The sequence below is a fragment of the Micromonospora siamensis genome, from assembly GCF_900090305.1.
GTDB lineage: Bacteria > Actinomycetota > Actinomycetes > Mycobacteriales > Micromonosporaceae > Micromonospora > Micromonospora siamensis.
Genome location: NZ_LT607751.1, coordinates 5,283,908 through 5,307,784, shown reverse-complemented (window position 1 = coordinate 5,307,784; position 23,877 = coordinate 5,283,908). Strand labels below are relative to the sequence as shown.

Annotated in this window: 26 protein-coding genes; 14 read left to right on the top strand and 12 right to left on the bottom strand. The window is 74.6% G+C overall.

Annotation, left to right across the window (positions count from 1 at the left end):
- Positions 1–8: 8 nt before the first annotated feature.
- A complete protein-coding gene (locus GA0074704_RS24110) occupies positions 9–614 on the bottom strand; it encodes a TetR/AcrR family transcriptional regulator (RefSeq protein WP_088973943.1) in 606 nt (201 codons plus the stop codon).
- 97 nt (positions 615–711) lie between these two features.
- Here GA0074704_RS24110 and GA0074704_RS24105 point away from each other — a divergent pair, with 97 nt between their 5' ends.
- The gene (locus tag GA0074704_RS24105) at positions 712–1,650 is read left to right on the top strand and encodes an ABC transporter ATP-binding protein (protein ID WP_088973942.1); all 939 of its coding nucleotides are present in this window, start codon (positions 712–714) and stop codon (positions 1,648–1,650) included.
- Positions 1,634–2,368, top strand: a complete 735-nt coding sequence (locus GA0074704_RS24100; RefSeq protein ID WP_088972597.1) for an ABC transporter permease — start codon at positions 1,634–1,636, stop codon at positions 2,366–2,368. The genes GA0074704_RS24105 and GA0074704_RS24100 overlap by 17 nt, the downstream gene beginning before the upstream one ends.
- 140 nt (positions 2,369–2,508) lie before the next feature.
- Here the strand turns inward: GA0074704_RS24100 and GA0074704_RS28940 are convergent, their stop codons facing one another.
- On the bottom strand, positions 2,509–2,691 hold the full coding sequence (locus tag GA0074704_RS28940; protein WP_157743778.1) for a hypothetical protein: 183 nt from the start codon (positions 2,689–2,691) through the stop codon (positions 2,509–2,511).
- Between the two features lie 82 nt (positions 2,692–2,773).
- Here GA0074704_RS28940 and GA0074704_RS24090 point away from each other — a divergent pair, with 82 nt between their 5' ends.
- A complete protein-coding gene (locus tag GA0074704_RS24090) occupies positions 2,774–4,009 on the top strand; it encodes an FAD-binding protein (protein WP_088972595.1) in 1,236 nt (411 codons plus the stop codon).
- Between the two features lie 45 nt (positions 4,010–4,054).
- Here the strand turns inward: GA0074704_RS24090 and GA0074704_RS24085 are convergent, their stop codons facing one another.
- Positions 4,055–4,444, bottom strand: coding sequence for a nuclear transport factor 2 family protein (locus GA0074704_RS24085; RefSeq protein WP_088972594.1), 390 nt, complete (start codon positions 4,442–4,444; stop codon positions 4,055–4,057).
- A gap of 60 nt (positions 4,445–4,504) precedes the next feature.
- Between GA0074704_RS24085 and GA0074704_RS24080 the strand changes: the two genes are divergently transcribed.
- The gene (locus GA0074704_RS24080) at positions 4,505–5,098 is read left to right on the top strand and encodes a TetR/AcrR family transcriptional regulator (RefSeq protein WP_172880760.1); all 594 of its coding nucleotides are present in this window, start codon (positions 4,505–4,507) and stop codon (positions 5,096–5,098) included.
- Between the two features lie 34 nt (positions 5,099–5,132).
- Here the strand turns inward: GA0074704_RS24080 and GA0074704_RS24075 are convergent, their stop codons facing one another.
- On the bottom strand, positions 5,133–6,275 hold the full coding sequence (locus GA0074704_RS24075) for a site-2 protease family protein (RefSeq protein ID WP_088972592.1): 1,143 nt from the start codon (positions 6,273–6,275) through the stop codon (positions 5,133–5,135).
- Positions 6,276–6,386: 111 nt separating this feature from the next.
- Between GA0074704_RS24075 and GA0074704_RS24070 the strand changes: the two genes are divergently transcribed.
- Positions 6,387–6,668: a hypothetical protein gene (locus tag GA0074704_RS24070; protein WP_088972591.1), complete on the top strand. Its 282-nt coding sequence runs from the start codon at positions 6,387–6,389 to the stop codon at positions 6,666–6,668.
- On the top strand, positions 6,665–7,075 hold the full coding sequence (locus tag GA0074704_RS24065; protein ID WP_088972590.1) for a hypothetical protein: 411 nt from the start codon (positions 6,665–6,667) through the stop codon (positions 7,073–7,075). The genes GA0074704_RS24070 and GA0074704_RS24065 overlap by 4 nt, the downstream gene beginning before the upstream one ends.
- A gap of 36 nt (positions 7,076–7,111) precedes the next feature.
- Here GA0074704_RS24065 and GA0074704_RS24060 read toward each other — a convergent pair whose 3' ends face one another.
- On the bottom strand, positions 7,112–7,546 hold the full coding sequence (locus GA0074704_RS24060; RefSeq protein ID WP_231926668.1) for an alpha/beta fold hydrolase: 435 nt from the start codon (positions 7,544–7,546) through the stop codon (positions 7,112–7,114).
- A gap of 75 nt (positions 7,547–7,621) precedes the next feature.
- Here GA0074704_RS24060 and GA0074704_RS24055 point away from each other — a divergent pair, with 75 nt between their 5' ends.
- The 4 genes from GA0074704_RS24055 to GA0074704_RS24040 are packed head-to-tail and all read left to right on the top strand — an operon-like array spanning position 7,622 to position 11,106.
- Positions 7,622–8,509 carry an ABC transporter ATP-binding protein gene (locus GA0074704_RS24055; RefSeq protein WP_088972589.1) on the top strand — a complete coding sequence of 296 codons (888 nt, stop codon included), beginning with the start codon at positions 7,622–7,624 and terminating at the stop codon, positions 8,507–8,509.
- Positions 8,510–8,523: 14 nt separating this feature from the next.
- Entirely contained in the window at positions 8,524–9,327 is an 804-nt protein-coding gene (locus GA0074704_RS24050; RefSeq protein WP_088973941.1) for an ABC transporter permease, read from the top strand.
- 20 nt (positions 9,328–9,347) lie between these two features.
- Complete coding sequence (locus tag GA0074704_RS24045; RefSeq protein WP_157743777.1) at positions 9,348–10,481, top strand: sensor histidine kinase; 1,134 nt, start codon at positions 9,348–9,350, stop codon at positions 10,479–10,481.
- 1 nt (position 10,482) lies between these two features.
- Positions 10,483–11,106 carry a response regulator transcription factor gene (locus tag GA0074704_RS24040; protein ID WP_088972587.1) on the top strand — a complete coding sequence of 208 codons (624 nt, stop codon included), beginning with the start codon at positions 10,483–10,485 and terminating at the stop codon, positions 11,104–11,106.
- Between the two features lie 9 nt (positions 11,107–11,115).
- Here the strand turns inward: GA0074704_RS24040 and GA0074704_RS24035 are convergent, their stop codons facing one another.
- Together GA0074704_RS24035 and GA0074704_RS24030 are read right to left on the bottom strand one after the other, a co-directional pair.
- Positions 11,116–12,015 (bottom strand): L,D-transpeptidase, encoded by a 900-nt coding sequence (locus GA0074704_RS24035; protein WP_088972586.1) that lies wholly within the window; start codon positions 12,013–12,015, stop codon positions 11,116–11,118.
- Between the two features lie 129 nt (positions 12,016–12,144).
- The gene (locus GA0074704_RS24030; protein WP_088972585.1) at positions 12,145–13,590 is read right to left on the bottom strand and encodes an alpha-amylase; all 1,446 of its coding nucleotides are present in this window, start codon (positions 13,588–13,590) and stop codon (positions 12,145–12,147) included.
- A 288-nt stretch (positions 13,591–13,878) separates the two neighbouring features.
- On the opposite strand from GA0074704_RS24030, the gene GA0074704_RS24025 reads away from it, so the two are divergent.
- From GA0074704_RS24025 to GA0074704_RS24010, 4 genes are read left to right on the top strand one after another with little or no spacing between them, the layout of a single operon-like run.
- Positions 13,879–15,462 carry a hypothetical protein gene (locus GA0074704_RS24025; protein ID WP_231926667.1) on the top strand — a complete coding sequence of 528 codons (1,584 nt, stop codon included), beginning with the start codon at positions 13,879–13,881 and terminating at the stop codon, positions 15,460–15,462.
- Entirely contained in the window at positions 15,459–16,925 is a 1,467-nt protein-coding gene (locus GA0074704_RS24020; RefSeq protein WP_088972584.1) for an NADH-quinone oxidoreductase subunit NuoF family protein, read from the top strand. The genes GA0074704_RS24025 and GA0074704_RS24020 overlap by 4 nt, the downstream gene beginning before the upstream one ends.
- Before the next feature lie 22 nt (positions 16,926–16,947).
- Positions 16,948–17,610: a TlpA family protein disulfide reductase gene (locus GA0074704_RS24015; RefSeq protein WP_088972583.1), complete on the top strand. Its 663-nt coding sequence runs from the start codon at positions 16,948–16,950 to the stop codon at positions 17,608–17,610.
- Positions 17,611–17,616: 6 nt separating this feature from the next.
- Positions 17,617–18,462 (top strand): cytochrome c biogenesis CcdA family protein, encoded by an 846-nt coding sequence (locus tag GA0074704_RS24010; RefSeq protein WP_088972582.1) that lies wholly within the window; start codon positions 17,617–17,619, stop codon positions 18,460–18,462.
- Here the strand turns inward: GA0074704_RS24010 and serS are convergent.
- The 5 genes from serS to GA0074704_RS23985 form a co-directional block, all read right to left on the bottom strand.
- Positions 18,449–19,732 carry a serine--tRNA ligase gene (gene serS / locus GA0074704_RS24005; RefSeq protein WP_088972581.1) on the bottom strand — a complete coding sequence of 428 codons (1,284 nt, stop codon included), beginning with the start codon at positions 19,730–19,732 and terminating at the stop codon, positions 18,449–18,451. The genes GA0074704_RS24010 and serS overlap by 14 nt on opposite strands.
- A 160-nt stretch (positions 19,733–19,892) precedes the next feature.
- Positions 19,893–20,960 carry a DNA polymerase III subunit beta family protein gene (locus GA0074704_RS24000; protein WP_088973939.1) on the bottom strand — a complete coding sequence of 356 codons (1,068 nt, stop codon included), beginning with the start codon at positions 20,958–20,960 and terminating at the stop codon, positions 19,893–19,895.
- A 46-nt stretch (positions 20,961–21,006) separates the two neighbouring features.
- Positions 21,007–22,191, bottom strand: coding sequence for a saccharopine dehydrogenase family protein (locus GA0074704_RS23995; RefSeq protein WP_088972580.1), 1,185 nt, complete (start codon positions 22,189–22,191; stop codon positions 21,007–21,009).
- 23 nt (positions 22,192–22,214) lie between these two features.
- Entirely contained in the window at positions 22,215–23,378 is a 1,164-nt protein-coding gene (locus GA0074704_RS23990) for a zinc-dependent alcohol dehydrogenase (RefSeq protein WP_088972579.1), read from the bottom strand.
- Positions 23,375–23,806 (bottom strand): SRPBCC family protein, encoded by a 432-nt coding sequence (locus GA0074704_RS23985; protein ID WP_377470498.1) that lies wholly within the window; start codon positions 23,804–23,806, stop codon positions 23,375–23,377. The genes GA0074704_RS23990 and GA0074704_RS23985 overlap by 4 nt, the downstream gene beginning before the upstream one ends.
- Positions 23,807–23,877: the final 71 nt, after the last annotated feature.

The following is a 23,877-nucleotide window of genomic DNA, read 5'->3' as shown; positions in this document are numbered from 1 at the left end:
GGCCGGGCTCAGCGGGGCGCGGTCTCGGCCGCGCCCCGCAGCAGCATCTCCAGCCCGGCGGTGAACAGCTCCGCGGGCACCCGCTCCGGGTCGATCAGGTGCTGCAGCCCGATGCCGATGTCCAGGGCCATGACCAGCGCGGCCAGCCGGTCCGTCGGCACCTCGCGGTTGCCCTTGGCGCTCGCCTCGGCGGCGTTCGCCCGGCGGCCCGCCTCCAGGGCGTCGCTGAGCACCGTGCGCGCCTCGGCGTTGCGCATCCCGTAGAGCCAGAACTCGGCGAACGCCATGGTGAACCGCCGGCTCTCGGCCGTGGCCACGTTCGCCTCGAAGCTCTCACCCAGCCGGCGTTGCCAGGCCTGCGGGTCGGTCGCCCGTTGCTGCCCGTCGTCGCACTGGTCGCCGGCCTCGTTGAGCCGCTGCAACAGCGCCAGCAGCAGGCCGGACTTGCTGTCGAAGTTGGCGTAGACCGCGCCCTTGGACAGGCCCGCCTCGGCCGCGACGTCGTCGAGGCTGGTCCGGTGGATCCCCCGCTCGGCGAAGAGCGCCTCGGCTGCCGCCAGGAGTTGTTCACGGGTCTGCTGCTGCTTCTGGGCGCGGGTGAGTCGGACGGCCATGGGGCCCATTCTGCCATGCGCGTCGGGCTTGACGTACCAATCGGTATCTGAATACGGTTTGGTATCCAAAGACCGATCGGTATGTGAGGCCGCCGTGGTGCTACGCGTGGAGTCATTGACCAAGGAATATCTCAAGGGCAGGAAGGCCAACGACGACATCTCCTTCGAGGTCGCGGCGGGCGAGGTGCTCGGCCTGCTCGGCCACAACGGCGCCGGCAAGACCACGCTGGTCAACCAGGTGGCGGGCCTCGTCCGGCCGACCAGTGGCAGCATCTCGCTGGCCGGCCGCGATCCGGTACGCGAGCCCGCCTTCGCCCGGTCCGCCTGCTCCATCCAGCCGCAGGCGCACGCCCCGCTCAACGGCGTGACGCCGCGGCAGGCGGTGGAGATGCTGGGCCGCATCCGCGGCGGCCGTCGGGACGAGGTGCGGCGGCGCACCGAGGAGCTGTTCGCCGCGCTGGAGATGACCGACTCGGCGGACCTGCCGGGACAGCGGCTCTCCGGCGGCATCCGGCGACTCACCAGCTTCTGCATGGCGGCCGTCGAGCCGGGCAGCCTGGTCCTGCTCGACGAGCCGACCAACGACGTCGACCCGGTCCGCCGGCGGCTGCTCTGGGCGGAGGTGCGCCGCCTGGCCGACGACGGCCGGGCGGTCATCGTCGTCACGCACAGCCTGGGCGAGGCCGAGCGCGGCGTCGACCGGGTGGTGGTGCTCGACGAGGGCCGGGTCGTCGCCCTCGGCACCCCCGCCGAGCTGCGCCGCGCGGTCCCCGGCGAGCTGCGCCTGGAGCTGACCGTGAACCCCCAGGCGCCCGCCCTGGTGGCGCCCTCCTGGGCCGGCCCGCAGGCCACCAACGGCAACCGGACGAGCATCCCGGTTCCGGCGGAATACACCCAGGAGGCGGTCGCCTGGGCCGCGCAGCTGCGCGCCGAGGGGCTGGTGGACGAGTTCGCCCTCAGCCCGGTGACCCTCGAGGACGTATACATCCAGCTCACCGCCGACCAGAAGGAGGCGCGCCATGACGTGGCTGCGTAGCTACGGACTGCTGGTGCGGTGGAGCGCCGTCCGGTTGAAGTTCGTCCTGCCGCTGATGCTGATCGTGCAGACCCTGCTCGCGGTGGGGATCGTCGTCGGCTTCGCCTTCCTGGTGCCCGGGATCGACCAGCAGACCGCGCTCTACCTCTCCACCGGCGCCCCGGCCCTCGGGCTGATCGTCGTCGGCATGGTGCTCGCGCCCCAGATGGTCGCCGAGACCAAGACCAGCGGCACCTTCGAGTACAACCGGACGCTGCCGGTGCCGCGCAGCGCCATCCTCGCCGCCGACCTGAGCATCTGGCTGCTCACCTCGCTGCCCGGCCTGGTCCTGTCGCTGGTCGTGGCCGCGCTGCGGTTCGACCTCACCCTCCGGGTGAGCGCGCTGGTCGTACCGGCGGTGCTGCTGGTGGCGGTGACCGCCACCGCGATCGGCTACGCCATCGCGTACGCGGCGCCGCCGGCCCTGGCGAGCCTCGCCTCCCAGGTGATCGTCTTCTTCGCCCTGATGTTCTCGCCGGTCAACTTCCCGGCCGACCGGCTGCCCGAATGGCTCCAGGCGGTGCACCAGGTGCTGCCCATCCAGTACATGGCCGAGGTGATCCGGCAGACGCTGGTGGTCCCGCCCGACGGGCTCAGCGCCACCCCGTTCCTCATGCTGGCGGTCTGGTGCGTCTTCGGCCTGGCGGTGACGATGAAGGTGATGACCCGGCGCAGCTGAGCCGTCAGTCAACCATGATCACGCTCGATCCTGGATGTAGTGGCCTCTCAGGTCCGGCGATGCCACTACATCCAGGTTGTAGCACGATCTTGCGGGCGGCGCGAGCGGCGCGGGCGGCGCGGGCTCCAGCCGGGCGGCGCTCAGGATGCGCGCGGCGCCGGCCCGGGGCCCGGGGGCGGCGCGGGCTCCGGCTCCGGGGTGGGGTCGGGCACCGGAGCGGTCGACAGCGGGTAGGTCGGGTCCGGGCCGACGCCGGTCGGGTCGATCTCCTCCTCCGACGGGTACACGTCGCCGCGGAGGCTCGGGTCGCGGTAGCTGCTCATCGGCGTATGGTTCCCCGACAGCGGCGGTGACAACCGCGCCCGACCGGGCCGGCCGTCCGGGTGGGGGAGGTACGCGGTGACGGTGGCGACCCGGAACTGGGCCGGCAACATCACGTACGCGGCGGCCCGCCGGCACCGGCCGTCCTCGCTCGACGAGCTGCGTCGCCTGGTCGCCGCCAGCGACCGGCTGCGGGTGGTCGGCACCGGGCACTCGTTCAACCGGTTCGGCGACACCACCGGCGACCTGGTCTCGCTGGCCGGGCTGCCGGCCACCATCGAGATCGACCGGGACCGGGGCACGGTCACCGTCTCCGGGCACCTGCGCCACGGGGACCTCGCCGTCCGGCTGCACGCCGAGGGGCTGGCCCTGGCCAACCTGGCGTCGCTGCCGCACATCTCGGTGGCCGGCGCGGTCGCCACCGGCACCCACGGCAGCGGCGACGGCAACCGCAACCTCGCCGCGGCGGTCGCCGGGCTGGAGCTGGTCACCGCCGACGGGGACCTGCTGACCGTGGACCGCGCCGACGACCGGTTCGCCGGCATGGTGGTGGCGCTGGGCGCGCTCGGGGCGGTCACCCGGGTCACCCTGGACGTCGTACCGGCCTTCGACATCCGGCAGTACGTGCACCGCGAGCTGCCGGCGGCGGCGCTGGACGAGGCGTTCGGCTCGGCGTACAGCGTCAGCGCCTTCACCTGGTGGCGATCGGAGCGGATCGACCTGCTCTGGCGCAAGCAACTCGCGGACCAGGCGCCCCCGCCCGCCGACTGGCTCGGCGCCACCGCGGCCCGCGAGCCGGTCCACCCGGTACGCGGCATGCCGGCGCAGAACGCCACCGTCCAGCTCGGCGAGCCCGGTCCCTGGCACGAGCGGCTGCCGCACTTCCGGCTCGGCTTCACCCCGAGCGCCGGCGACGAGCTCCAGTCGGAGTACCACCTGCCCCGGGCCGCGCTGGCCGACGCGTTCGCCACCCTGGCCGACATGCGGGACCGGCTCGCCCCGGTTACCCAGGTCTGCGAGCTGCGTACGGTCGCCGCCGACGAGCTGTGGCTCAGCCCCAACCACGACCGGGACACCGTGGCGGTGCACTTCACCTGGATCGCCGACGAGGCGGCGGTGGCGCCGGTGCTGGCCGAGGTGGAGCGGCGGCTGGCGCCGTTCGCGCCGCGCCCGCACTGGGGCAAGGTGTTCACCCTGGCGCCGGCGGCGGTGGCCGCCGCCCACCCCCGGCACGGCGACTTCCTGGCCCTGCTGCGCGAGCTGGACCCGGCCGGGACGTTCCGCACCGAGCTGCTGGACCGCTACTTCCCCCGGGGCTGAGCGACGTCGGCGGCGTGGCGGTGGCGGCAGCCGCTGCCGCCAACCTCATCCCGGTCGTTGCTCCCGGCGGGTCGTCCGGGTCAGCTGGTCGATCCGACGCAGCCGGCCGTCGGGGGCCAGCCGGCCGAACATGTGGACCTCGCTGGTCACCTCGCGGCCCCGGTTCACGGCGTGCAGGGCGTAACGGGCCGCGATCCGGTCCCCGTCGCGCAGCACTTCGTGCACCTCGACGTCGCAGCGACTCACGGTCCGGCGCACCGGGCGCGCGTGGTCGATGAGCCGCTGGCGGTCGAGTCGTACGCCGTCGGTCAGCCAGACGACGTCGGGGGTGTGGTAGCGGTCCATCACCCGGCCCGGTTCCTCCTGGCCGAAGGCCATCTCGGCGACGTAAGCGCGGAGGTAGCCACCCAGGTCGCTGCCTGGCAGCACGGTCATGTCAGTCTCCTTCCTTGACAGATGTGTCAAGGCTAAGTGGGTGGCGTACGGTTGACAACCGTGTCAGAGGTTGATCCTGGAAACCGGCAGCGGAAGGTGCGCGTGGAGGCCCGCCGCAGCGTCGCGGCGATCCTCGACGCCGCCCTGCGGGTGCTCGGGGAGCGGCCGCAGGCCAGCATGGACGAGGTGGCCACCGCGGCCGGCGTCTCCCGGCAGACCGTCTACGCCCACTTCCCCTCCCGGGAGGCGCTGATCGGTGCGGCGGTGCGTCGGCTCACCGAGGAGGCCGTCCACGCCATGGACGCCGCCGACCTCGACCGTGGTCCCGCCCGCGAGGCGCTGGCCCGGATGCTCGAGGTGAACTGGCGGATCTTCGAACGCTTTCCGCTGCTCTGGTCCGCCCCGGTCGCCGCCGACGAGGACCTGCACGTGCCGGTCTTCGAGCGGTTGGAGCGGCTGATCCGCCGTGGGCAGGAGGCGGGCGAGTTCGACGCCGCGGCCGCGCCCGGCTGGCTCATCGCCGCCACCGTCGCCCTCGGCCACGCCGCCGGCGTCGAGGTCGCCGCAGGGCGGATGACAGCCGAGGAAGGCAGGGCCGCGCTGCGGACCGGCGTCCTGCGGGTGTACGGGGTGGCGCCGCCCGGCGTCGGTTGAGTCGTCTGCCGGGCCGCGAGGAGGGCCGCTCCGGCTAGTGCCTGCCTCCGGTCGTCTGCTCGCGGAGGCTGCCCCGCTGCACCGCCCGGCTGATGTCGCTGGGCGAGACGATCCCGACCAGCTGATGGTCGGCGACGACCAGCGCCCGGCCGTCGGCGCACTCGCTGAGCCGGGGGAGCAGGTCGGTGAGCTCCTCGTCCGGCCGGGCCAGCACCAGCTCGTCGGCCCGGCAGGCCACCTCGGCCAGCGTGGTCGAGGCCCGCCGGTCGGCCGGGATGTGCCGGACCCGGTCCAGCGTCACCAGGCCCACCGGCCGGCCCTCCTCGGTCAGCGGCAGCGCCGAGTGCCGGTACGCGAAGAGGTAGTGGTCGACGAAGTCGGCGACGGTCATCGTCCCGGCGGCGGTCTGCGGCTGCGGGGTCATCACGTCGGCGACCCGGATGCCGCGCAGCGCGCTGCCCATCCGGGCCTGGCGTTCCTCCATGCCGGCGGCCCCGATCAGGAACCAGCCGATCAGCGCCAGCCAGAGCCCGCCGACGCCGGCGCCGACCAGGAACTGCCACAACCCCAGCCCGATCAGCACCGCGCCGAGCACCCAGCCGGCCCGGGCGGCCACCACCGAGGCCCTCGTCCGGTCGCCGGTGGCCTTCCAGACGGCGGCGCGCAGCAGCCGGCCGCCGTCCAGCGGCGCCGCCGGCAGCACGTTGAAGATCGCCAGCAGGATGTTGATGCCGGCGAGCCAGGCCAGCGCCCCGAGCAGCAGCCCGTGCACCCCGGCCAGGGTGAGCAGCACGGCGATGGCGCCGAAGAAGACACCGATGATCAGACTGACCAGCGGCCCGATGCCGGCGATCCGCAGCTCGGCGCCCGGGTCGCGGGCCTCGCCCTTGAGTTCGGAGACGCCGCCGAAGAGCCAGAGGGTGATCCCCTCCACCTCGATGCCGTTGCGCTTCGCCACCACCGAGTGGGACACCTCGTGGGCCAGCAGGCCGAGGAAGAAGACCACCGCCGCGGCCAGCCCGGCCAGCCAGTACTCGACCACCGGCCGGCCGGGGTAGGCGCGTGGGAACTGGCTCGCCGACAGCCCCCAGGCGATCAGCAGGAAGATGACCAGGACGCTCCAGTTGACCCCGACGGGTACGCCTGCGATCCGGCCAAGCCGGAAGCTCGCCCTCATGCCTGTCGTCATACCCGGGGATCGGGTGCCCATGCCAGGGCGGAAAGTCCCGCTTCGGACCTCGACGCGGCGTTGACCGCTAGCCGAGTATGCAGCGGGTATCCTCGGAGTATGACTCGCCGCATCACGATCAGCCTGCCCGACGACGTGGCCGCGTACGTGGAGCGCACCCAGGGCAACACGTCGGGCTTCATCGCCGGTGTCCTCCGCCGGAAGATGCGCGCCGACGGCCTCCGGGCCGCCTGGGCCCAGCGCGGCTACCTGGTGACCGACGAGGACGTCGAGCGGACCAGGGAGCGCCTTGCGGCGCTTCCCCCGATCAGCGACGAGCAGCACGCCCGCAACCTCGAATGGCTCCGCCAGCTCGACGACGAGGGGACCGCCGCCGCGTGAACGGGCTGGTCCTCGACACCTCGGCACTGCTCGCCTACGCCTCGGGAACCAGCGTCGAGCCGGGCGCCATGCTCACCCTCGCCGAGGAGGACCCTGAGCAGCAGGTGTGGATCCCCGCCCTGTGCCTCGGTCAGGCGCAACTCGAACTGGCCGGCACTGCCGGGACGAACATGCTCGACCTGCTCTTCACCGAGGACCGCGACATCCACGTGGCGGTCTACGACGCTCCCACGGCCCGGCGGGTCGCGCGGATCGCCGCCCGTGCCCAGGCGCCGCTGGACGTCGCGCACGCCGTCGCCACCGCGGTGCTCTACCGCTGCTACCCGGTCACCAGGGACCCGAAGGCGCTCCTGCCGGCGGTGCCGCCAAGGATGGACATCCTCGACATCAGCCAGACCTGGGACTGACCTGCCTTCGGCCTGGCTCCGACCGGCTGGTCGCCGTCACCGGCGGGGGCTCTCGCTGACCACGGTCGGGGAGTACTGGTTCGCCGCCTCCACCGCCCACTCCAGCGCGAAGTCCGCCTCCTCCTCCCAGCCGGGCTCGCCGCCGACGAAGTGCGACCGGCCCGGGTACTCCCGGTAGCCGGTGATCGCCGTCGAACCGCGGTACAGGTTGGCGTTGGCCGACACCACCGACGGCGGCACCACGTGGTCCTCGCCGCCGGCGGTCAGCAGCAGCGGGGCCCGGTCGGCCCGCTTGGTGTCCACCGCCGTGGCCGCGTGCGGGTCCAGGTTGGCGAACGCCGCCTCGAACAGGACGTGCCCGGCGCCGGGTACGGCGTACCGCTCCCAGGCGGCGTCGGACTCCTCCGGGCTGATCGTGTTGCCGAAGGAGTAGCGGAACTCCTCTGCAGGGTCACTCCCGCCCGACGGCACCCCTGACAAACGTCACGGTCGGAAGGTGATGCGCGCTCCGGGGACCGACCCGCGCCCGCCCGCAGCATGGTTGACATGACAGACAGCGCACCGGCCGTCGAGCTGGCCGGACTCACCAAGACCTTCGGCCCGGTCACCGCCGTCGACGGCCTCGACCTGCGCATCGCCCCCGGCGAGGTGGTGGCCTTCCTCGGCCCCAACGGCGCCGGCAAGACCACGACCGTGGACATGCTGCTCGGCCTGGCCCACCCGGACGCCGGCACGGTGCGGCTCTTCGGCGGCTCCCCGGCCGACGCCGTCCGGCTGGGCCGGGTGGCCGCCGTGATGCAGACCGGCGGGCTGCTCAAGGACCTCACCGTCGCCGAGACGGTACGGCTCACCGCCGCCTGCTACGGGCGTACCCGGCCGGTGGCGGAGGTGCTGGACCGGGCCGGGATCGCCGACCTCGCCGACCGGCTGGTCGGTAGATGCTCGGGCGGCCAGCAGCAGCGGCTGCGGTTCGCCCTGGCGCTGCTGCCGGACCCGGACCTGATGGTGCTCGACGAGCCGACCACCGGGATGGACGTGGAGGGGCGGCGGGACTTCTGGCAGGCGATCCGGGCCGACGCCCGGGCCGGCCGGACCGTCCTGTTCGCCACCCACTATCTGGACGAGGCCGACGCGTACGCCGACCGGATCGTGCTGGTCCGGGCGGGCCGGGTGGTCGCGGACGGGACCACCGCGGAGATCAAGAACCTGGCCGCCGGCCGGGTCGTCCGGGCCACCCTGCCCGGCGCCGACCAGAGCGCACTGGCCGCGCTGCCCGGCGTCCGTTCCGTCGAGGTACGCGGCGACGCCGTCCTGCTGCACACCGAGGACTCGGACCTGGTCGCCCGGCACCTGCTCACCCGCACCGACGCGCGGGACCTGGAGATCACCTCCCGCAACCTCGAGGACGCCTTCCTCGCCCTGACCACCGCCTGACCGTGGAGCCCGTGATGACCGTGACCGACCCGTCCGCCCGTACCGCATCCACCCTCGACGACCGCCGGCCGCCCGCGCTGGGCGGGTTCTCCGCCGCGATGCTCGGCATCGAGATCCGGCGGGTGCTGCGCAACCGGCGCACGCTGGTGTTCATCCTCGTCATGCCGGCGGTGTTCTTCCTGCTCTTCGGGCTGCCGTCGCGCGGGGACCGGCTCGACAACGGGCTGCCGGTCACCGGCTGGATCATGATCAGCCTCGCCGTCTACGCGGCCATGGTCGCCACCACCAGCGCCGGCGCCGCCGTCGCGACGGAACGCGCGCTGGGGTGGAGCCGCCAGCTCCGGCTCACCCCGCTGCGTCCGGCCGCGTACGTGGGGACGAAGGTGGTCACCGCGATGGTCCTGGGCCTGCTGGGCGTGGTCGTCGAGTTCACCGTCGGCGCCGCCGCGGGCGTCCGGCTGCCCGCGTACATCTGGGTGGCGTCCGGTCTCGTCGCCTGGCTGGGCTCGCTGGTCTTCGCCGCGTTGGGGCTCTTCGTCGGCTACCTCGCCCCGGCCGAGAACGTCATGCAGTTCATGGGCCCGGCGCTGGCCATCCTGGCCATGCTCGGCGGCCTGTTCCTGCCGCTGGAGCTGCTCCCGCACGTCATGCAGCAGATCGCGAAGTTCACCCCGGTTTACGGCGTCGGCCAGCTCGCCCGCGCCCCGCTGACCGGCGACGGGATGGACTGGGCGGCGCTGGGCAACCTGGCCGGCTGGACGGCGTTCTTCACCCTCGGCGCGGCCCGGCTGTTCCGCCGGGACACCACCCGGGTCTGAGCGGGGTTAGCGTGAGCGCCGTGCCACTGGTGCCCGAGGACCCCTATCCGGTGAGCCGTCGCTGGCGGCTCACCGGATGGCTGCTGGCGGCGGTCTGGCTGATCTTCCTCAACACCGCCCTGGACACCGCGCTGCACCAGGAGCAGGTCTGGCGGCGGGTGCTGGGCGTGGGCACCCTGGTCGCCTTCGGACTCGGCTACGTCCTCGCGTTCGAGTGGGGGCGGTTGATGCGCCGCTCCGGGCGCCCGATCCCGTCACGCCGGGCCTGGGCGATCCTCGGTGGACTGCTCGCCCTCGGCCTGGCCGGCATGCCGGGCACCGGGGGCGAGTGGATGGCCACCCTGGTCTTCGTGGCCGCCGCCGCGATCTTCCTGCTGCCGACCCGGCCGGCGGTCGTGGTGGTGCTGCTCGCCGCGACCACCCCGCTGGTCCTGGGCCGGCTGGTGCCCGGCTGGGGGCCGGAGCGGACGATCTTCTTCGCCGTGCTGCTGGCTTCCCTGGCCATGTTCGGGGTGAGCCGGCTGGCCCAGCGCAACGCCGAACTCCAGGCCGCCCAGGCGGAGATCCGCCGGCTCGCGGTCGCCGAGGAGCGTGCCCGCACCGCCCGGGACCTGCACGACATCCTCGGGCACTCGCTGACCGTGGTGGCGGTGAAGGCGGAGCTGGCCGGGCGGCTGCTGGAGCTCGACCCGGCCCGGGCCGCCACCGAGATCGCCGACGTGGAGCGGCTGGCCCGGGAGGCCCTCGCCGACGTGCGGGGCACCGTCGGGGCGTACCGCGGGGTCGGCCTCGGCACGGAGCTGGCCGGCGCCCGCTCGGCGCTGACCGCCGCGGGCATCCGCGCGGAGCTGCCGGACGGTCTGCCGGAGCTGCCGGCGGAGCGCGACGAGCTGTTCGGCTGGGCGGTCCGCGAGGGGGTGACCAACGTGGTGCGGCACAGCGGCGCGCGGCGCTGCGAGATCCGGGTGACCGCGACGGCGGTGGAGGTACGCGACGACGGCCGGGGCCCGGTCGCCGAGTCCGACGCCGCCGGGCACGGGTTGGTGGGGTTGCGCGAGCGGGCCAGCCGGCTGAACGCGGGCGTCACCGTCGGCCGCCGCTCGGGCGGGCCGGGCTTTCTGCTGCGCGTGGCCGTGCCCGGTGCGGAGGACTGAGATGGCGGAACCGATCCGGCTGCTGCTCGCCGACGACCAGGCGCTGGTCCGGGGGGCGCTGGCCGCGCTGCTGTCGATGGAGCCGGACCTGACGGTGGTGGCCGAGGTGGGGCGCGGCGACGAGGTGGTCGCCGAGGCCCGGCGCACCTCGCCCGACGTGGCGCTGCTCGACGTGGAGATGCCCGGCCTGGACGGGATCGCCGCGACGGCCGCGCTGCGGGCCGCGGTGCCCGGCTGCCGGGTGCTGGTGGTGACGACCTTCGGCCGTCCCGGCTACCTGCGCCGGGCGATGGAGGCCGGCGCGGACGGCTTCGTGGTCAAGGACACCCCGGCCCGGCAGCTCGCCGACGCGGTCCGTCGGGTGCGCGCCGGGCTGCGGGTGGTCGACCCGACCCTGGCCGCGGAGACCCTCGCCGCCGGGACGAGCCCGCTGACCGAGCGGGAGACCGAGGTGCTGCGTACCGCCCGGGGCGGCGGGACGGTCGCCGAGCTGGCCCGCACGCTGCACCTGTCCGAGGGGACCGTGCGCAACCACCTGTCGGCGGCGATCGGCAAGACCGGGGCCCGCAACCGGGCCGACGCGGTGCGGATCGCCGAGGAGAACGGCTGGCTGCTCGGCCGGTGAGCCGACCGCTCAGGCGGTGGCCGGCGGGGTGCGCAGCTGGTCGACCACGACCAGGCCGGTGCCGGGCGGCACCTGGTCGAGCAGCAACCGTTGGGCGCTGCGGGTCAGCCGGATGCAGCCGTTGGTGACGTTCTGCCCGAGGGTGTCGTCGTCGTGCCAGCTGTGCAGGCCGATGTGCGCTCCCCTGAGGCCGGTGGGGACGGCGTCCGGGTCGTCGGGCACCGAGCCGAGGGCGAAGATGTCCACCCCGCCGTAGACCTCCTCGGGCGGGGGAGTGCGGCCCAGGATGAAGGTGCGACCCAGCGGGGTCTCCTGGCCGGCCATGCCGAGACTCACCGGCCAGGACCGCATCGCGCGACCGGCGTGCAACCAGGTGAGCCGGTGCGGGCGGCGTTCCACCACGATCTGGTCGGGCAGGGCGACGGTGGTCCAGCCGCCGGTGGGCGGGACCCAGGCGAGCCGGCGGTTGGCCGAGGGGAGCAGCACCGCGGTCCAACCGGTGCGCCGCTGGGCGATCGGCACGGTCAGCGGGACGTCGCTGATGGTGGGGGCGAGGAAGGCCAGCGGCCGGCCGCCCGGCGCGTCGTACACCGGGATCTTCCGGGTGGGCGTCAACCCCTGGGTGAGCGGCCGGGTGTCGCCGGGGCGCGGGTCGGCCGGGAAGCCGGTGGGCGCGGCGGCGTAGTCGATCACCGGCAGGCCGGGCGGCGCGGGCGCCGCGGCCGGCACCGGTTCCGTCGGAGCCGGCGCGGTCGGGGCCGCGGTGGGTGGCGGCGTGGGCGCGGCGGTGCGGTGTGCGGGGGGCGACGGCCGGCCGGCGAACAGCACCGCGGCGAGCAGCAGGGGTACGCCGAGCGCCGCGAGCAGCCAGCCGAGCGTCCAGCGCGAGGTCAACCGGGCAAAGAGCACGAAACCACTCTAAGCGAGCGTACGGTGTCTTCGGCCCGCAACCGGCACGGCGAAGCCCCCGCGCCGTGGGGGCGGTGCGGGGGCTCCGGGTCGGACGGCCGGCCGGATCGGGCGGACCCGGCCTCACAGTCAGGGCAGGCGGGCGCCGATGTGGATGGCGACCGCGTCGTGCGCGTTGATGTTCGCGGCGAACCAGCCGCTGGAGTCGACGGTGATCACCGGCCCGCTGCACGAGCCGTTGCTGAAGTCGCCGTGGACGACGTCGCAGTACCGGCCGGCGGGCAGGCCCGTGTAGTACGAGCGGCCGGTGATCGCGAAGTCCTCGTCGTTGATGGTCAGGAAGCCCTTGCCGGTACGGCTGAAGGCGATGTGCTGGTAGCCGTTGTCGTACCAGTTGCTGACGCCGGCGCCCTGGGTGGCGTTGTTGAAGCCGACCATGTTGGCGATCACCCGCCAGCGGTGCTCGCACTGCCAACCCGAGTAGCAGGTGGTGTTGGTGATCCGGTTGCTGGCGTCCGAGGGCGGGGCCTGGTCCTTGTTGCTGAACGTGAAGCTGGACATCACCGCCGGGGTGCCGTACGGCCAGGCCAGCATGAACGCGTTCGCCAGGGCGTAGGTGGCCCCGTTCTTGTAGGTGAGCACCCCGCCGTCGCGCTGGGTGTCGTGGTTGTCCACGAAGGCCACCGCCTGGCTGCTGGGCAGGTAACCCCACGCCTCGCCGAAGTTCTTCAGGTACGCCAGCCGCTCGTTGTTGAACATCCGGGCCAGGTCCTTGCCGTACCGGAACTCGTGCACGTCGCCGTTGCCGGTGTACTCGGTCGGCTGCACCGGCTCACCGGCACCGTAGATGACCTCCTGCACCAGGTACGCCGAGCGGGAGAGCTTGCTCTTGATGGCGGCGATGTCGGCGGCCGGCATGTGCTTGCTGCCGTCCATCCGGAAGCCGTCGACGCCGAGGGAGAGCAGGTCGTTCATGTACGTGGCGAGCCGGGTGCGGACGTAGTCCGACTCGGTCTTCAGGTCCGCGAGGTTGACCAGCTCGCAGTTCTGCACCTCGTACCGGTCGCTGTAGTTGACGATGTCGTTGTTGCCGTTGCGCCCGCAGTAGTGGAAGTCCTGCGAGCCGTAGGTGCCCGGGTAGTTGTAGTGGCCGTAGCTGGTGCCGGCCCAGCCGGTGCCGCCGTTGTCCTGGCCGGACATGTGGTTGACCACGGTGTCCACGATGACCTTCACCCCGGCGTTGTGGCAGGTGTTGACCATGGACTGGAACTGCGCCCGGGTGCCCTTGCGGGACTCGATCCTGTAGCTGACCGGCTGGTAGGAGACCCACCACGGTGCGGCGTTGACGTGCTCCTGGGGCGGGGAGACCTGGACCCAGCCGTAGCCCTTTGGGCCCAGCACGTTGGTGCACTCGCTGGCCACCGAGGTCCAGTTCCACTCGAAGAGCTGGACGATGACCTTCTTCGTGCCCGGGGTCGCCGCGACGGCCGGGGGTGCCGCCACGGCGGTGGGTACGAGCAGGCTGGCGATCGCGCCGAGGGCGAGGATCGCCGAGCGGCATCGACGTCGATGCATCGGTACTCCTGGGGGTGCGGGGGACGGGGGTGGTGGTGCGCGCACGGGGGAGGGTTCTTCAGTGCCGGCTTCTTGCAGACCGGACTGAAAATTTTCGGCAAGGTTACAAGCGCGTTGCAAGAGCTGTCAACGGATGGACATACGTCGTTGCGCGGGGTGCTACACGTGCTCCGGGACCGGGCGGTTCGACGATCCGGCCGAGAAATTCGCCACCGACGCTGATCCGTTCACGCGTGGCTTGCGTACTGCTGGACGGAGCAGGGTCGGCCGGCGGGGCGCCGCCGCGAGTTGACGATCGAGGAGCAGATGGGCCGGGGACAGCAGAACCAGAAGGCGGCGACCGTCCGGACCACCAGCACCAGCCGGGGCGTCCGCACCGTGTCCCGGCCGGCGCTCGCGCTGCTCGCCGGCTCCGCCCTCGCCCTGCTGTGGGCGGGTGTGGAGCTCACCGGCGAGGGCGCCACCATGTACGCGTACGGCTTCTTCTTCACCGAGTTCTTCGCCGGCGTCGTCGCCCTGGTCTCGTTGAGCCTGACGGTGATGATGGGCCTGCTCGCCACCGACCGGCTGGTGCTCCAGATCCGGCACCGGGTGCTGCTCCAGTCGGCGCACCGGGCCACCGGCGTCCTGGGCGTGGCCGGCCTGGTCTTCCACGTCATCACCAAGATCGCCATCGGGCGGGCCGGCCCCACCGACGCCGTGCTGCCCTTCCTCGGCGGGCGCGGGCTCTACGTCGGGCTCGGCACGGTGGCCGCCTTCCTCATGGTCAGCGTGCTCTGGACCGGCGTCATCCGGGCCCGGTTCGCCGGCGTCGGACCGAAGTGGGTGTGGCGGTCGCTGCACTCGATGGCGTACCTCTCCTGGCCCTTCGCCCTGCTCCACGGCCTCAACGCCGGCCGCGCCGCCAAGTCCTGGGTGGTGCTCAGCTACCTGGCCTGCGTGCTGCTGGTGGTGGTGGCGCTGCTGGTCCGGCTCTCCGTCCACGTCGGCCGGCGCAGCCGCGAGCAGCAGCAGGCCGCCGCCCGCAACCGGGCGATGGCCGCCCGCCCGGCCGAGGAGACCGGCGCCCGGGGCCTGCTCAGCCGGCTGGGCCGGGGCCGGGCCGACGCCGACACCCGCCCGGAGCAGGGCGCCCGGGGCGGCTGGGCGGAGACCACCGCCACCTCGTGGCCCGGCCCCGCCGGCCCGGCCCGGCGCCGCGACCCGGAGCGGTTCACCGTCCCGGTGGTCCCCGAACCGGGCAGCCTGCGCCAGCCGGTCCGGTCCGCTCGCGCCACCGAGCGACCGGGCCGGGACGAGGAACGCGCCCCCGTCGCCACCGGGCGCCGCGTCCGGCGGGCCGAGGAGAGCGCACCGGTCTCCCCGGGCCGACGCACCCGGTACGCGGACGACCCGGTGCCCGACGAGGCCGACCTGGCCCCGACCTCCGGTGCCCGCCGGTCCCGCCGGGCCGAGGTGGCCGCCCCGGTCTCCGGCGGCCGCCGCGCCCGCCGCGACGACGACGTCCGCTACGCCCCGGACGAGGACCGCGCCGCCGGCTACACCCCCGCGGCGAACCTCGACGAGGGGCCGGAGGAGCCGTGGGACAGCCCGCGCCGCTGGGAGACCGAGGCGCCGCTGTCGGTCGAGCCGGTCTCCGCCGGCCGGCACAGCCTCGACGACGACGTGCCCGAGGAACCGGACTACTGGCGGCCGCCGGCCCGCTACCTGGCGGACGAGCTGCCCGTCGACGACACCCCCACGCTGGTCGACCTGGCCTCCCGCCGGGCGCTGCGGGCCGCCGGGGACAGCCGGTCGAGCCGGCGGCGCCGGGCCAGCGCCGAGGCGGTCGACGGGGCGTACTGGGCCGGGCTGCGTGGGGAGGCGAAGTGATGCGGACGACCGTGCCACCGGTGGCCTGCGTCGGCGAGGCCCGGCTCACCGCCGGCTTCGCCGACTTCGGCCGGCTCGACCTGGCCGCCCACGAGGAGGTGCACGGCCCGATCGGCCCGATCGAGCCGGCGAACCTGCTGCGGCTGGTCGACGGGATCGAGCTCAAGGGCAAGGGCGGGGCCGGTTTCCCGTTCGCCCGCAAGCTGCGCGCGGTGCTGGAGTCCTGCCAGCGGCAGGACGCCCCGGCGGTGGTGGTGGTCAACGCCACCGAGGGAGAGCCGGCCAGCTGGAAGGACAAGGTGCTGCTCACCCGCGCGCCGCACCTCGTGCTGGACGGCGCGGCGCTGGCCGCGTACGCGCTGGACGCCGAGGAGATCGTCATCGGGGTGGCCGACGACGACGTGGGCCGGCCGTCGCTGACCGAGGCGCTGGAGGAACGGCGGATGCCGGTGCCGACCAGCATCGTCACCGTCCCGCACCGGTTCATCTCCGGCGAGGGCGGTGCGCTGGTCAACGGGATCAACGGGCTGCCGCACATCCCGCCCGGCACCAAGAAACGGTCCAGCGACGCAGGCGTCGGCGGGCTGCCCACCCTGCTCTCCAACGCCGAGACGTACGCCCAGCTCGCCGTCGCCGCCCGCCTCGGCCCGTACGAGTACGCGGCGCTCGGCACCGACGCGGAACCCGGCACGGTGCTGCTCACGGTGACCGGCGCCGCCGGCCGGCCCGCCGTGGTCGAGTGCGCGGCGGGGACGCCGCTGCGCGAGATCCTCGAACTCTGCCAGGTGCCCGACGGCCCGGGCATCCTGACCGGCGGCTTCCACGGCAAGTGGATCACCCCGGAGGCCGCGGACCGGGCCGAGGTCTCCCGGGCCGGCCTCACCGCGGTCGGCGGCACCCTCGGCGCCGGCATCATCGTCCCGCTGGGCCGGGACACCTGCCCGCTCGGCGAGAGCGCGCAGGTGGTCCGCTACCTGGCCGGCGAGTCCGCCGGCCAGTGCGGGCCGTGCAAGATGGGGCTGCCCGACCTGGCCCGCGCCGTCGACCTCGCGGTCTCCGGCAGCGCGCCGGTGGAGATCGTCCGCGCGGCGGCCGGCGACGTGCGGGGCCGGGGCGCGTGCAGCCACCCCGACGGTACGGCCCGGTTCGCGCTCTCCGCGGTGGAGGTCTTCGCCGAGGACCTGCGGCTGCACACCACCGGCGAGGGCTGCGGTCGGCGGGTCAAGGGCGTGATGGGGCTGCCCGGCGCCCCGGACGCCGACCCGCAGCGGCTCACCCTCGACTGGTCCCGGTGCGACGGGCACGGGCTCTGCGCGCACGTGGTGCCGGACTTCATCCGGCTCGACGGCAACGGATATCCCGCCTTCCCGCCCACCCCGGTCCCCACCTGGCTGCGCGAGGGGGCCCTGAAGGCGGTCAAGGTCTGCCCCGAGCTGGCGCTCCGACTGGCCAAGGCCGAATAGCACCCTCCCGAGAGGAGCCCGGATGCCCGCGCCTGGACCCGCCGCCCGGCCCGCCCACCGTCCCTACCCGTCTCCTCGGCCCGAGCCGCGCCGGGGCGCGGCCGTCCGGGCCACCGCCTGGCTGGTCGCCGCGCTCGTCTCGGTGACCTCCTGCGCGGTCAGCGAGGCACCCACCGCCCGGACCGACCATCCGGCCGCCGCCGCGACCGCCCCGCCGGGCGCCACGGCCGCCGGCGCCGCCCCGCCGCCCGGCACCAGCACGCCGGCCGCGCCCGCCACCGTGCCGCAGGCGCTGCGGTTCACCGGCACCACCCTGGACGGCGGTTCGTTCTCCGCCGCCGGCCTCGCCGGCCGTCCGGTGGTGCTCTGGTTCTGGGCGCCCTGGTGCGCCACCTGCGCCTCCCAGGCCTGGACGGTCGCCGAGATCGCCCCGAAGTACCGGGACACGGTGCCGATCGTCGGCGTGGCCGGGCTCGGCGAACGACCGGCCATGAAGGACTTCGTCACCGAGTTCGACCTGGCCGGCACCACCCAGCTCGACGACCACGCCGGGGAGCTGTGGCGCCGGTTCAAGGTGGTCGAGCAGAGCACCTTCGTCGTCCTCGACCGCGACGGCCGGGTCGTCCACCGGGGGTTCCTCGACGGCGAGGCGCTGACCCGGCGGGTCGCCGAGCTGGCCGGCTGACCGCCGGTGGGCACCCCGCTGCTGCTGGCGCTCACCGCCGGCATGCTCGGCGCGGTCAACCCGTGCGGCTTCGCCATGCTGCCGGCGTACCTGTCGCTGCTGGTCGCCGGGCCCGCCGACCGGGCCGGCGCGGTCCGCCGCGCGCTGGTCGCCACCGCCGGGCTGACCACCGGGTACGTCGTCGTCTTCGGCGCCTTCGGGCTGGCCCTCGCGCCGCTGGCCGGCTGGCTGCGGCCCCGGCTGCCCTGGCTCACCGTCTGGCTGGGGGTGCTGCTGCTCGCACTCGGCTGCTGGCTGCTCGCCGGCCGGAAGCTGCCGGGCCCGGGGTCCGGGCTGCGGGCGCCCCGGCTCACCCGCTCCTGGGCGTCCATGGCGCTCTTCGGCGCCGCGTACGCGCTGGCCTCGCTGAGCTGCACGATCGGCCCGTTCCTGGCGATCGTGGTGACCAGCCTGCGGGCCGGGTCGACGCTGCGCGGGCTGGCGCTCTTCGGCGCGTACGCGATCGGGATGGGGTTGGTGGTCGGCGTCGCCGCCCTCGGCGTGGCCCTGGTCCGTGGCTCGGTGGTGGCCCGGCTGCGCCGCGCGGGCGCCCTGGTGCCCCGGCTCGGCGGCCTGGTGCTGCTGGTCGCCGGCGGCTACGTCGCCTGGTACGGCTGGTACGAGGTGCGGCTGGCCCTGGGCCGGCACGACGCCCTCGGTGACCCGGTGGTGGTCGCCGCGGCCCGGGTGCAACGGTGGCTGGCCGGCGCGCTGGAGGCGGTCGGCCCCGCCCTGCTGGCGGTCGTGCTGCTCGGCCTGCTCCTCGCCGCCGCTCGGCGACGGCGAGGAGCGGCCCGGGTCAGCGGGGGGTGAGCAGGTCCGTGCCCAGCTTGGGCCGGAGCACCTCGGGCACCACCACCGAGCCGTCGGCCTGCTGGAACTGCTCCAGGATGGCCGGGAAGAGCCGGCTGGTGGCCAGCGCCGACCCGTTGAGGGTGTGCACGAAGCGGGTCTGCTTGCCGCCCGGCTCGCGGTAGCGGATCGCGGCCCGCCGGGCCTGGTAGTCACCGGCCCAGGAGACCGACGACACCTCCTTGTACTTGCCGGTGCTCGGCATCCACACCTCGATGTCCAGGGTCTTCTTCATCGAGGCGCTGGCGTCGCCGGCCGCCAGCAGGCTGGTCTGGTGGTGCAGGCCGAGCTGCTCGACCAGGCCCTCCACGTGGGACACCATCGCGGTCAGCGCCGCGTCGGCCTGCTCCGGCAGGGTGAACTGGAAGATCTCCACCTTGTTGAACTGGTGGCCGCGGACGGTGCCCCGCTCGTCGGAGTGCGACCCGGCCGCCTCCCGCCGGTAGCACGGCGTGTAGGCGAACGCCTTCAGCGGCAGCTTCGACGTCTCCAGGATCTCGTCCTGGTACGCCCCGAGGATCGCCGTCTCCGAGGTGGGCAGCAGGAACTGGCCGCGCGGCGCCGACTCCCGGTCCAGGTGGTAGACGTCGTCGTAGAACTTCGGGAACTGGCCGGCGGCGAAACCGGCGGTGTCCAGCAGCAGGTGCGGCGGGAGCAGGAACTCGTAACCGGCCTCGATGTTCCGCTCGATCAGCCAGTTGAGCAGCGCCCACTCCAGCCGTGCGCCCAGACCGGTGTACATCCAGAACCCGGAACCGCCGAGCTTCACGCCACGCTCGTGGTCCACCAGGCCCAGCATCCGGCTCAGCTCGACGTGGTCGCGTACCTTCTCGATCGTCGGCGGCTCGCCGAAGGTCCGCACCACCCGGTTGGCCTCCTTGCCACCGGGCACCACGTCCTCGGCCGGCAGGTTCGGCAGCTCGCTCATCCGGTCCCGCAGGCGGCCCTGCACCTCGTCCAGCTGGGCCTCCAGCTCGGCGAGCTGCTTGCGCTCACCGTCCGGGCCCACCGGCTCCGGCTCCCGGCCGGCCCGCTTCGCCTCGGCGTACGCCCGGGCCTCGGCCTTGCGGCGCTGCCGCTCGGCGTCGATCCCCGTGATCAGGGCGCGTCGCTCCTGGTCCAGCCGCTGGATCTCGTCCAGGGCCCGGCTGACCTCGGCCGGATCCAAACGCTTGGCCAGCGCGGTCGCCACCGCCTCGCGATCCTTCCGGATCAACTCCATGTCGAGCATGCGCTCCGTACGCCTCCGTCCGGGGACTCGTTCTCAGACCCCCAGATGCTACCGTCGCCGCCCGTGCCGCCGAGATCGCCGTCAGCGGGCTGTCAGAGCCGGCTCCGCTGCCCGGTCAGAGCCGGCTCGCGGCTTGGTCAGAGCCGGCTGCGCTGCTGGGTCAGAGCCTGACCGGCATCAGGATCGAGAAGGCGTCCCCGTCGCCGGGGCGGCGGACCGCCAGCGGGGTGATCGGGCCGTCCAGCTCCAGCACCAGCTGCCCGGCGCCGCCCGCGTCCAGGGCGTCGAGCAGGTAGTGCCGGTTCACCCCGACCCGGACCACCTCGGCGGTGGCCGGCTCGTCGGCCGCCAGCACCCGCAACCCGCCCCCGGCCAGCCCCAGCACCGTCACCTCGTAGCGGGCGCCCTCGTGCTCCCGGACCTGGACCGGCACGTCGGGGGCGGTCAGCGCCGCCCGCAGGGCGGCCACGTCCAGCGGCACCCGGAGCGCCGGCGTCGCGGAGACCGCGTCCCGCAGCAACCGGTGCAGGTCGGGGAAGTCGTACGGCAGCGGAGCGGCCCGCACCACCCGGTCCGCCACCGCGGCGGTCAGCTCGTCGGGGGTCACGGTGAGTTCGACCGCCGGGCCGACGGCGTCCAGCAGGGCGCGCAGCTCGTCCACGGCGGCCACCGGCAGCAGGAACCGGACCGGCGGCCCGGACACCTCCGCGCCGACCCGGGCGGTGGCCAGCCGGTGCCGGTCGGTGGCGATCAGCCGCACCCCGTCCGGCTCCACGTCCAGCAGCACGCCGGCCAGCACCGGCAGCTCCGGGTCGGCGCCGACGGCGAAGCGGACCGCGTCCACGGCGGCGGCCAGGTCTGTGCGGGACAGTGCTAGGCGGGTGGTCATCTCGGACTCCTCGGGATCGATCAGCGTACGGATCCGGAAGAGCTCACGGCGGGCGTCGGCCAGGCCGTCCTCCAGCCGGCGCAGGTGCGCGTCGAGCAGGGCGCCCACCACCGCCGGCTCGTGCCGGTGCCGCAACGCCTCGACGATCCCGGCCAGCGGCATGCCGACCCGGCGCAGCCCGGCCACCAGCCGGGCCGGGGCCACCTGGTCCTCGGCGTACCAGCGGTAGCCGGTCACCGGGTCGACCAGCGCCGGGGCCAGCACCCCGCTGCGGTCGTAGAACCGCAGCGCGCTGACCGTCAGCCCGCTGGCCCGGGCCAGCTCGCCGATGCTGCGCAGTTCGCTCTCCACCCGACCGATCCTGTTCTCTCGACCCGGTCGAGGGTCAAGCCGGCTGCGCCTCCAGGGTGCGGAAGGTGAGGCCGGCGGCGGTGAGCCGGTGCAGCAGCGCGTCGCCCATCGCGGTCACCGGGGTGACCTGGCCGGCGGTGACGGGCAGGTCGTCGCACGCCAGGCAGAGCGCCGACTCGGCCAGCATCTTGGCCGTCTCGTCGTAGCCCGGGTCGCCGCCGGCCACCTCGGTGACCACCCGCCGGCCGCCGCCGGTGCCGACGAACCGGACCTTGAACCAGGACTTCGCCCGCTGCTCGGCACTGGGCCCCTGGCCGGAGGCGAGCCGGCCGAGCAGCCAGCGGCGGGCCGGCGGCAGCTTCACCAGCCCGAGCAGGCCACCCATGCCGACCCCGGCGGCGATCACCGTGGGCAGCCGCTTCACCGCGGCGAAGTGCCGGTAGCGGAAGTCCGGGCCGTACTCCGGGCGGGCCGCCGCCGACCGGCGGACCACCTGCGGGTCGATGGTCGGCAGCGGCACCGCCCACCTGCCGATGTCCGCGGAACGGCCGACCCTGCCGGGTACCGCGCGCACCCGGCGGCCCTCCGGCCGGGGCTCGACCGCCCGGCGCTCCTTCGCCACCCGGGAGGTCTCCTTCATCCGGGAGAACGCGGTCAGCGCCGAGTGGTACGTGCCCGCGGAGAATTTCCCGCCGGCCCGGACGTACCCGTCGACGCTGATCGGCCCGTCGGCCGGCAGCTGCTTGACGGTGAACCACACCCCGAGGTCGTGCGGGATCGAGTCGAAGCCGCAGGTGTGCACCAGCCGCGCGCCGGTGCGGACCGCCTCGGCGTGGTGCCGGACGTACATCGCGTCGACGAACTCCGGCTCGCCGGTGATGTCCAGGTAGTCGGTGCCGGCCGCGGCGCACGCGGCGACCAGCGGCTCCCCGTGGTGCACGTACGGGCCGACCGTGGAGGCCACCACCCGGGCCGCCTCGGCCACCGCCCGCAGCGAGCCTGCGTCGGTCACGTCGGCGGTCAGCAGCGGCAGGTCGGCGAGGCCGGGGTCGATCGCGGCCAGCCGGTCCCGGACCGCGGCCAGCTTCGCCGGGTTGCGCCCGGCGAGGGCCCAGCGCAGCCCCGCCGGGGCGTGCCGGGCCAGGTACTCGGCGGTGAGCCCGCCGGTGAACCCGGTCGCGCCGAACAGGACGAGGTCGTACGCGCGGTCGTCAGCCATCCGCCGAGTGTGCCATCCGCCGCTCAGGGCGAGAACACCGTCCGGACGCAGCCGTCGGCCCGGTCCCGGAACAGCTCGTACCCGGCCGGACCCTGCTCCAGCGGCAACCGATGGGTGGCCAGGTGCTCGGTGGTCAACTGGTCGCGGGCCATCAGCCGCAGCAGCATCGGGATGTAGCGCTGCCCGTGCTGCCGGGCGCCGTGCAGGGTCAGCCCCTTCTGCATCACCGAGCCCAGCGGGAAGGTGTCCACCACCCCGCCGAACGTGCCCAGCACCACCACCGTGCCGCCCTTGCGGCAGGAGTGCACCGCCTCCCGGACGGCCAGCGGCCGTTCCGCCCGACCCACGTCGCCCAGCCGGTCGGCCAGCGAGCGGGAGGCGGCGCCGTCGGCCTCGGTGCCGACCGCCTCCACGCAGACGTCCGGCCCCCGGCCGCCGCTGCGTTCGCGCAGCTCGGCGGGGACGTCGGTGCGCTCGAAGTGCAGCGTCTCCGCCCCGGCGTGCAGCTCGGCCATCAGCAGCCGCTCCGGGTGCCGGTCGATCACGATCACCCGGGCCGCGCCGCGCAGCCGGGCCGCCTGGGCGGTCAGCTGCCCCACCGCCCCGGCGCCCCACACGGCCACCACGTCGCCGGGGCGCACCCCGCCCAGCTCGGCGCCCATCCAGCCGGTCGGCGCCGCGTCCGAGGCGAAGACCGCCCGGTCGTCGTCCAGCGGCTCCGGCACGGTGAACGCGCCGACGTCGGCGTACGGCACCCGGGCGTACTCGGCGTGGCTGCCGGCGAAGCCGCCCAGCGCGGTCGGGTGGCCGTAGCAGCCGCCGGTGGGCTGCCCCCACGCCGCCTCCGCCCGGGCCGGCATGGTGCTGCCGTTGTCGCAGCTGGCGTAGAGGCCCTGCCGGCAGTACCAGCAGGAGCCGCAGGAGACCGCCGCGCAGACCACCACCCGGTCGCCGGGGCGGTGTTCGCGTACCTCCGGGCCGACCTCGACCACCTCGCCGAGGAACTCGTGCCCGAGCACGTCGCCGGCGGACAGGTTCGGGGTCCGGCCGGCGAGCAGGGGCAGGTCCGCGCCGCAGGTGACGCTGCGTCGCACCCGGACGATCATGTCGGCGGCGTTGCGCAGCTCCGGGTCGGGCACCTCGCGTACGGCCAGCGCCCCGGCGCCCTCCCAGCACAGCGCCCTCACCGGCGCACCACCGGGCGGTCCAGCCGGGACCGGTCGGCGCGCAGCACCTCGCCGGTCTCCACGTACTGCTTCGCCCGGCGCAGGGTCTCCCGGATCAGCAGGCCGGGGTCGTCGCCGACCAGGTGCGCGGCCATCCCGGGCAGCTCCGGGCGGCCACCGAGCGGCCGGGCCGACAGCTCCGTGCCGCGACCACCGGGCGCCGGGCGCAGGTACAGCTCCACCGCGCCGTCCAGCGGTCGCAGCGGTTCGGGCCACCGGCCGCCGGGCAGCACCTGCTCCGGCGGGCGGTCCACGGTCACCACCTGCCAGCGCGCCCGGCGCCGGTCCGGCCCGGTGGTGGGCCGCCGCCGCCGGGGTACGACCAACGCCCGGACCGCGCCGGCGGCCGCGGTGGCGAGCACCGTCCCGCCGTGGGCCAGCCGTCCCATCCGTACCACCTGTCCCTCCGCGCGTCGTCCGGGGCGGTCCCGGAGACACCGCGGGCGGCCGGTCACGCGCG

Coding starts and splice junctions, on each gene's coding strand:
- GA0074704_RS24085 (WP_088972594.1), bottom strand. CDS start 4,444: ATGACCGTGCTGCCAGGCAGCGACCTGGGTGGCTACCTCCGCGCTTAC.
- GA0074704_RS24100 (WP_088972597.1), top strand. CDS start 1,634: ATGACGTGGCTGCGTAGCTACGGACTGCTGGTGCGGTGGAGCGCCGTC.
- GA0074704_RS24075 (WP_088972592.1), bottom strand. CDS start 6,275: ATGAGGGCGAGCTTCCGGCTTGGCCGGATCGCAGGCGTACCCGTCGGG.
- GA0074704_RS24055 (WP_088972589.1), top strand. CDS start 7,622: ATGACAGACAGCGCACCGGCCGTCGAGCTGGCCGGACTCACCAAGACC.
- GA0074704_RS24040 (WP_088972587.1), top strand. CDS start 10,483: ATGGCGGAACCGATCCGGCTGCTGCTCGCCGACGACCAGGCGCTGGTC.
- GA0074704_RS23995 (WP_088972580.1), bottom strand. CDS start 22,191: ATGGCTGACGACCGCGCGTACGACCTCGTCCTGTTCGGCGCGACCGGG.
- GA0074704_RS24110 (WP_088973943.1), bottom strand. CDS start 614: ATGGCCGTCCGACTCACCCGCGCCCAGAAGCAGCAGCAGACCCGTGAA.
- GA0074704_RS24030 (WP_088972585.1), bottom strand. CDS start 13,590: ATGCATCGACGTCGATGCCGCTCGGCGATCCTCGCCCTCGGCGCGATC.
- GA0074704_RS24050 (WP_088973941.1), top strand. CDS start 8,524: ATGACCGTGACCGACCCGTCCGCCCGTACCGCATCCACCCTCGACGAC.
- serS (WP_088972581.1), bottom strand. CDS start 19,732: ATGCTCGACATGGAGTTGATCCGGAAGGATCGCGAGGCGGTGGCGACC.
- GA0074704_RS24070 (WP_088972591.1), top strand. CDS start 6,387: ATGACTCGCCGCATCACGATCAGCCTGCCCGACGACGTGGCCGCGTAC.
- GA0074704_RS23985 (WP_377470498.1), bottom strand. CDS start 23,806: ATGGGACGGCTGGCCCACGGCGGGACGGTGCTCGCCACCGCGGCCGCC.
- GA0074704_RS24015 (WP_088972583.1), top strand. CDS start 16,948: ATGCCCGCGCCTGGACCCGCCGCCCGGCCCGCCCACCGTCCCTACCCG.
- GA0074704_RS28940 (WP_157743778.1), bottom strand. CDS start 2,691: ATGAGCAGCTACCGCGACCCGAGCCTCCGCGGCGACGTGTACCCGTCG.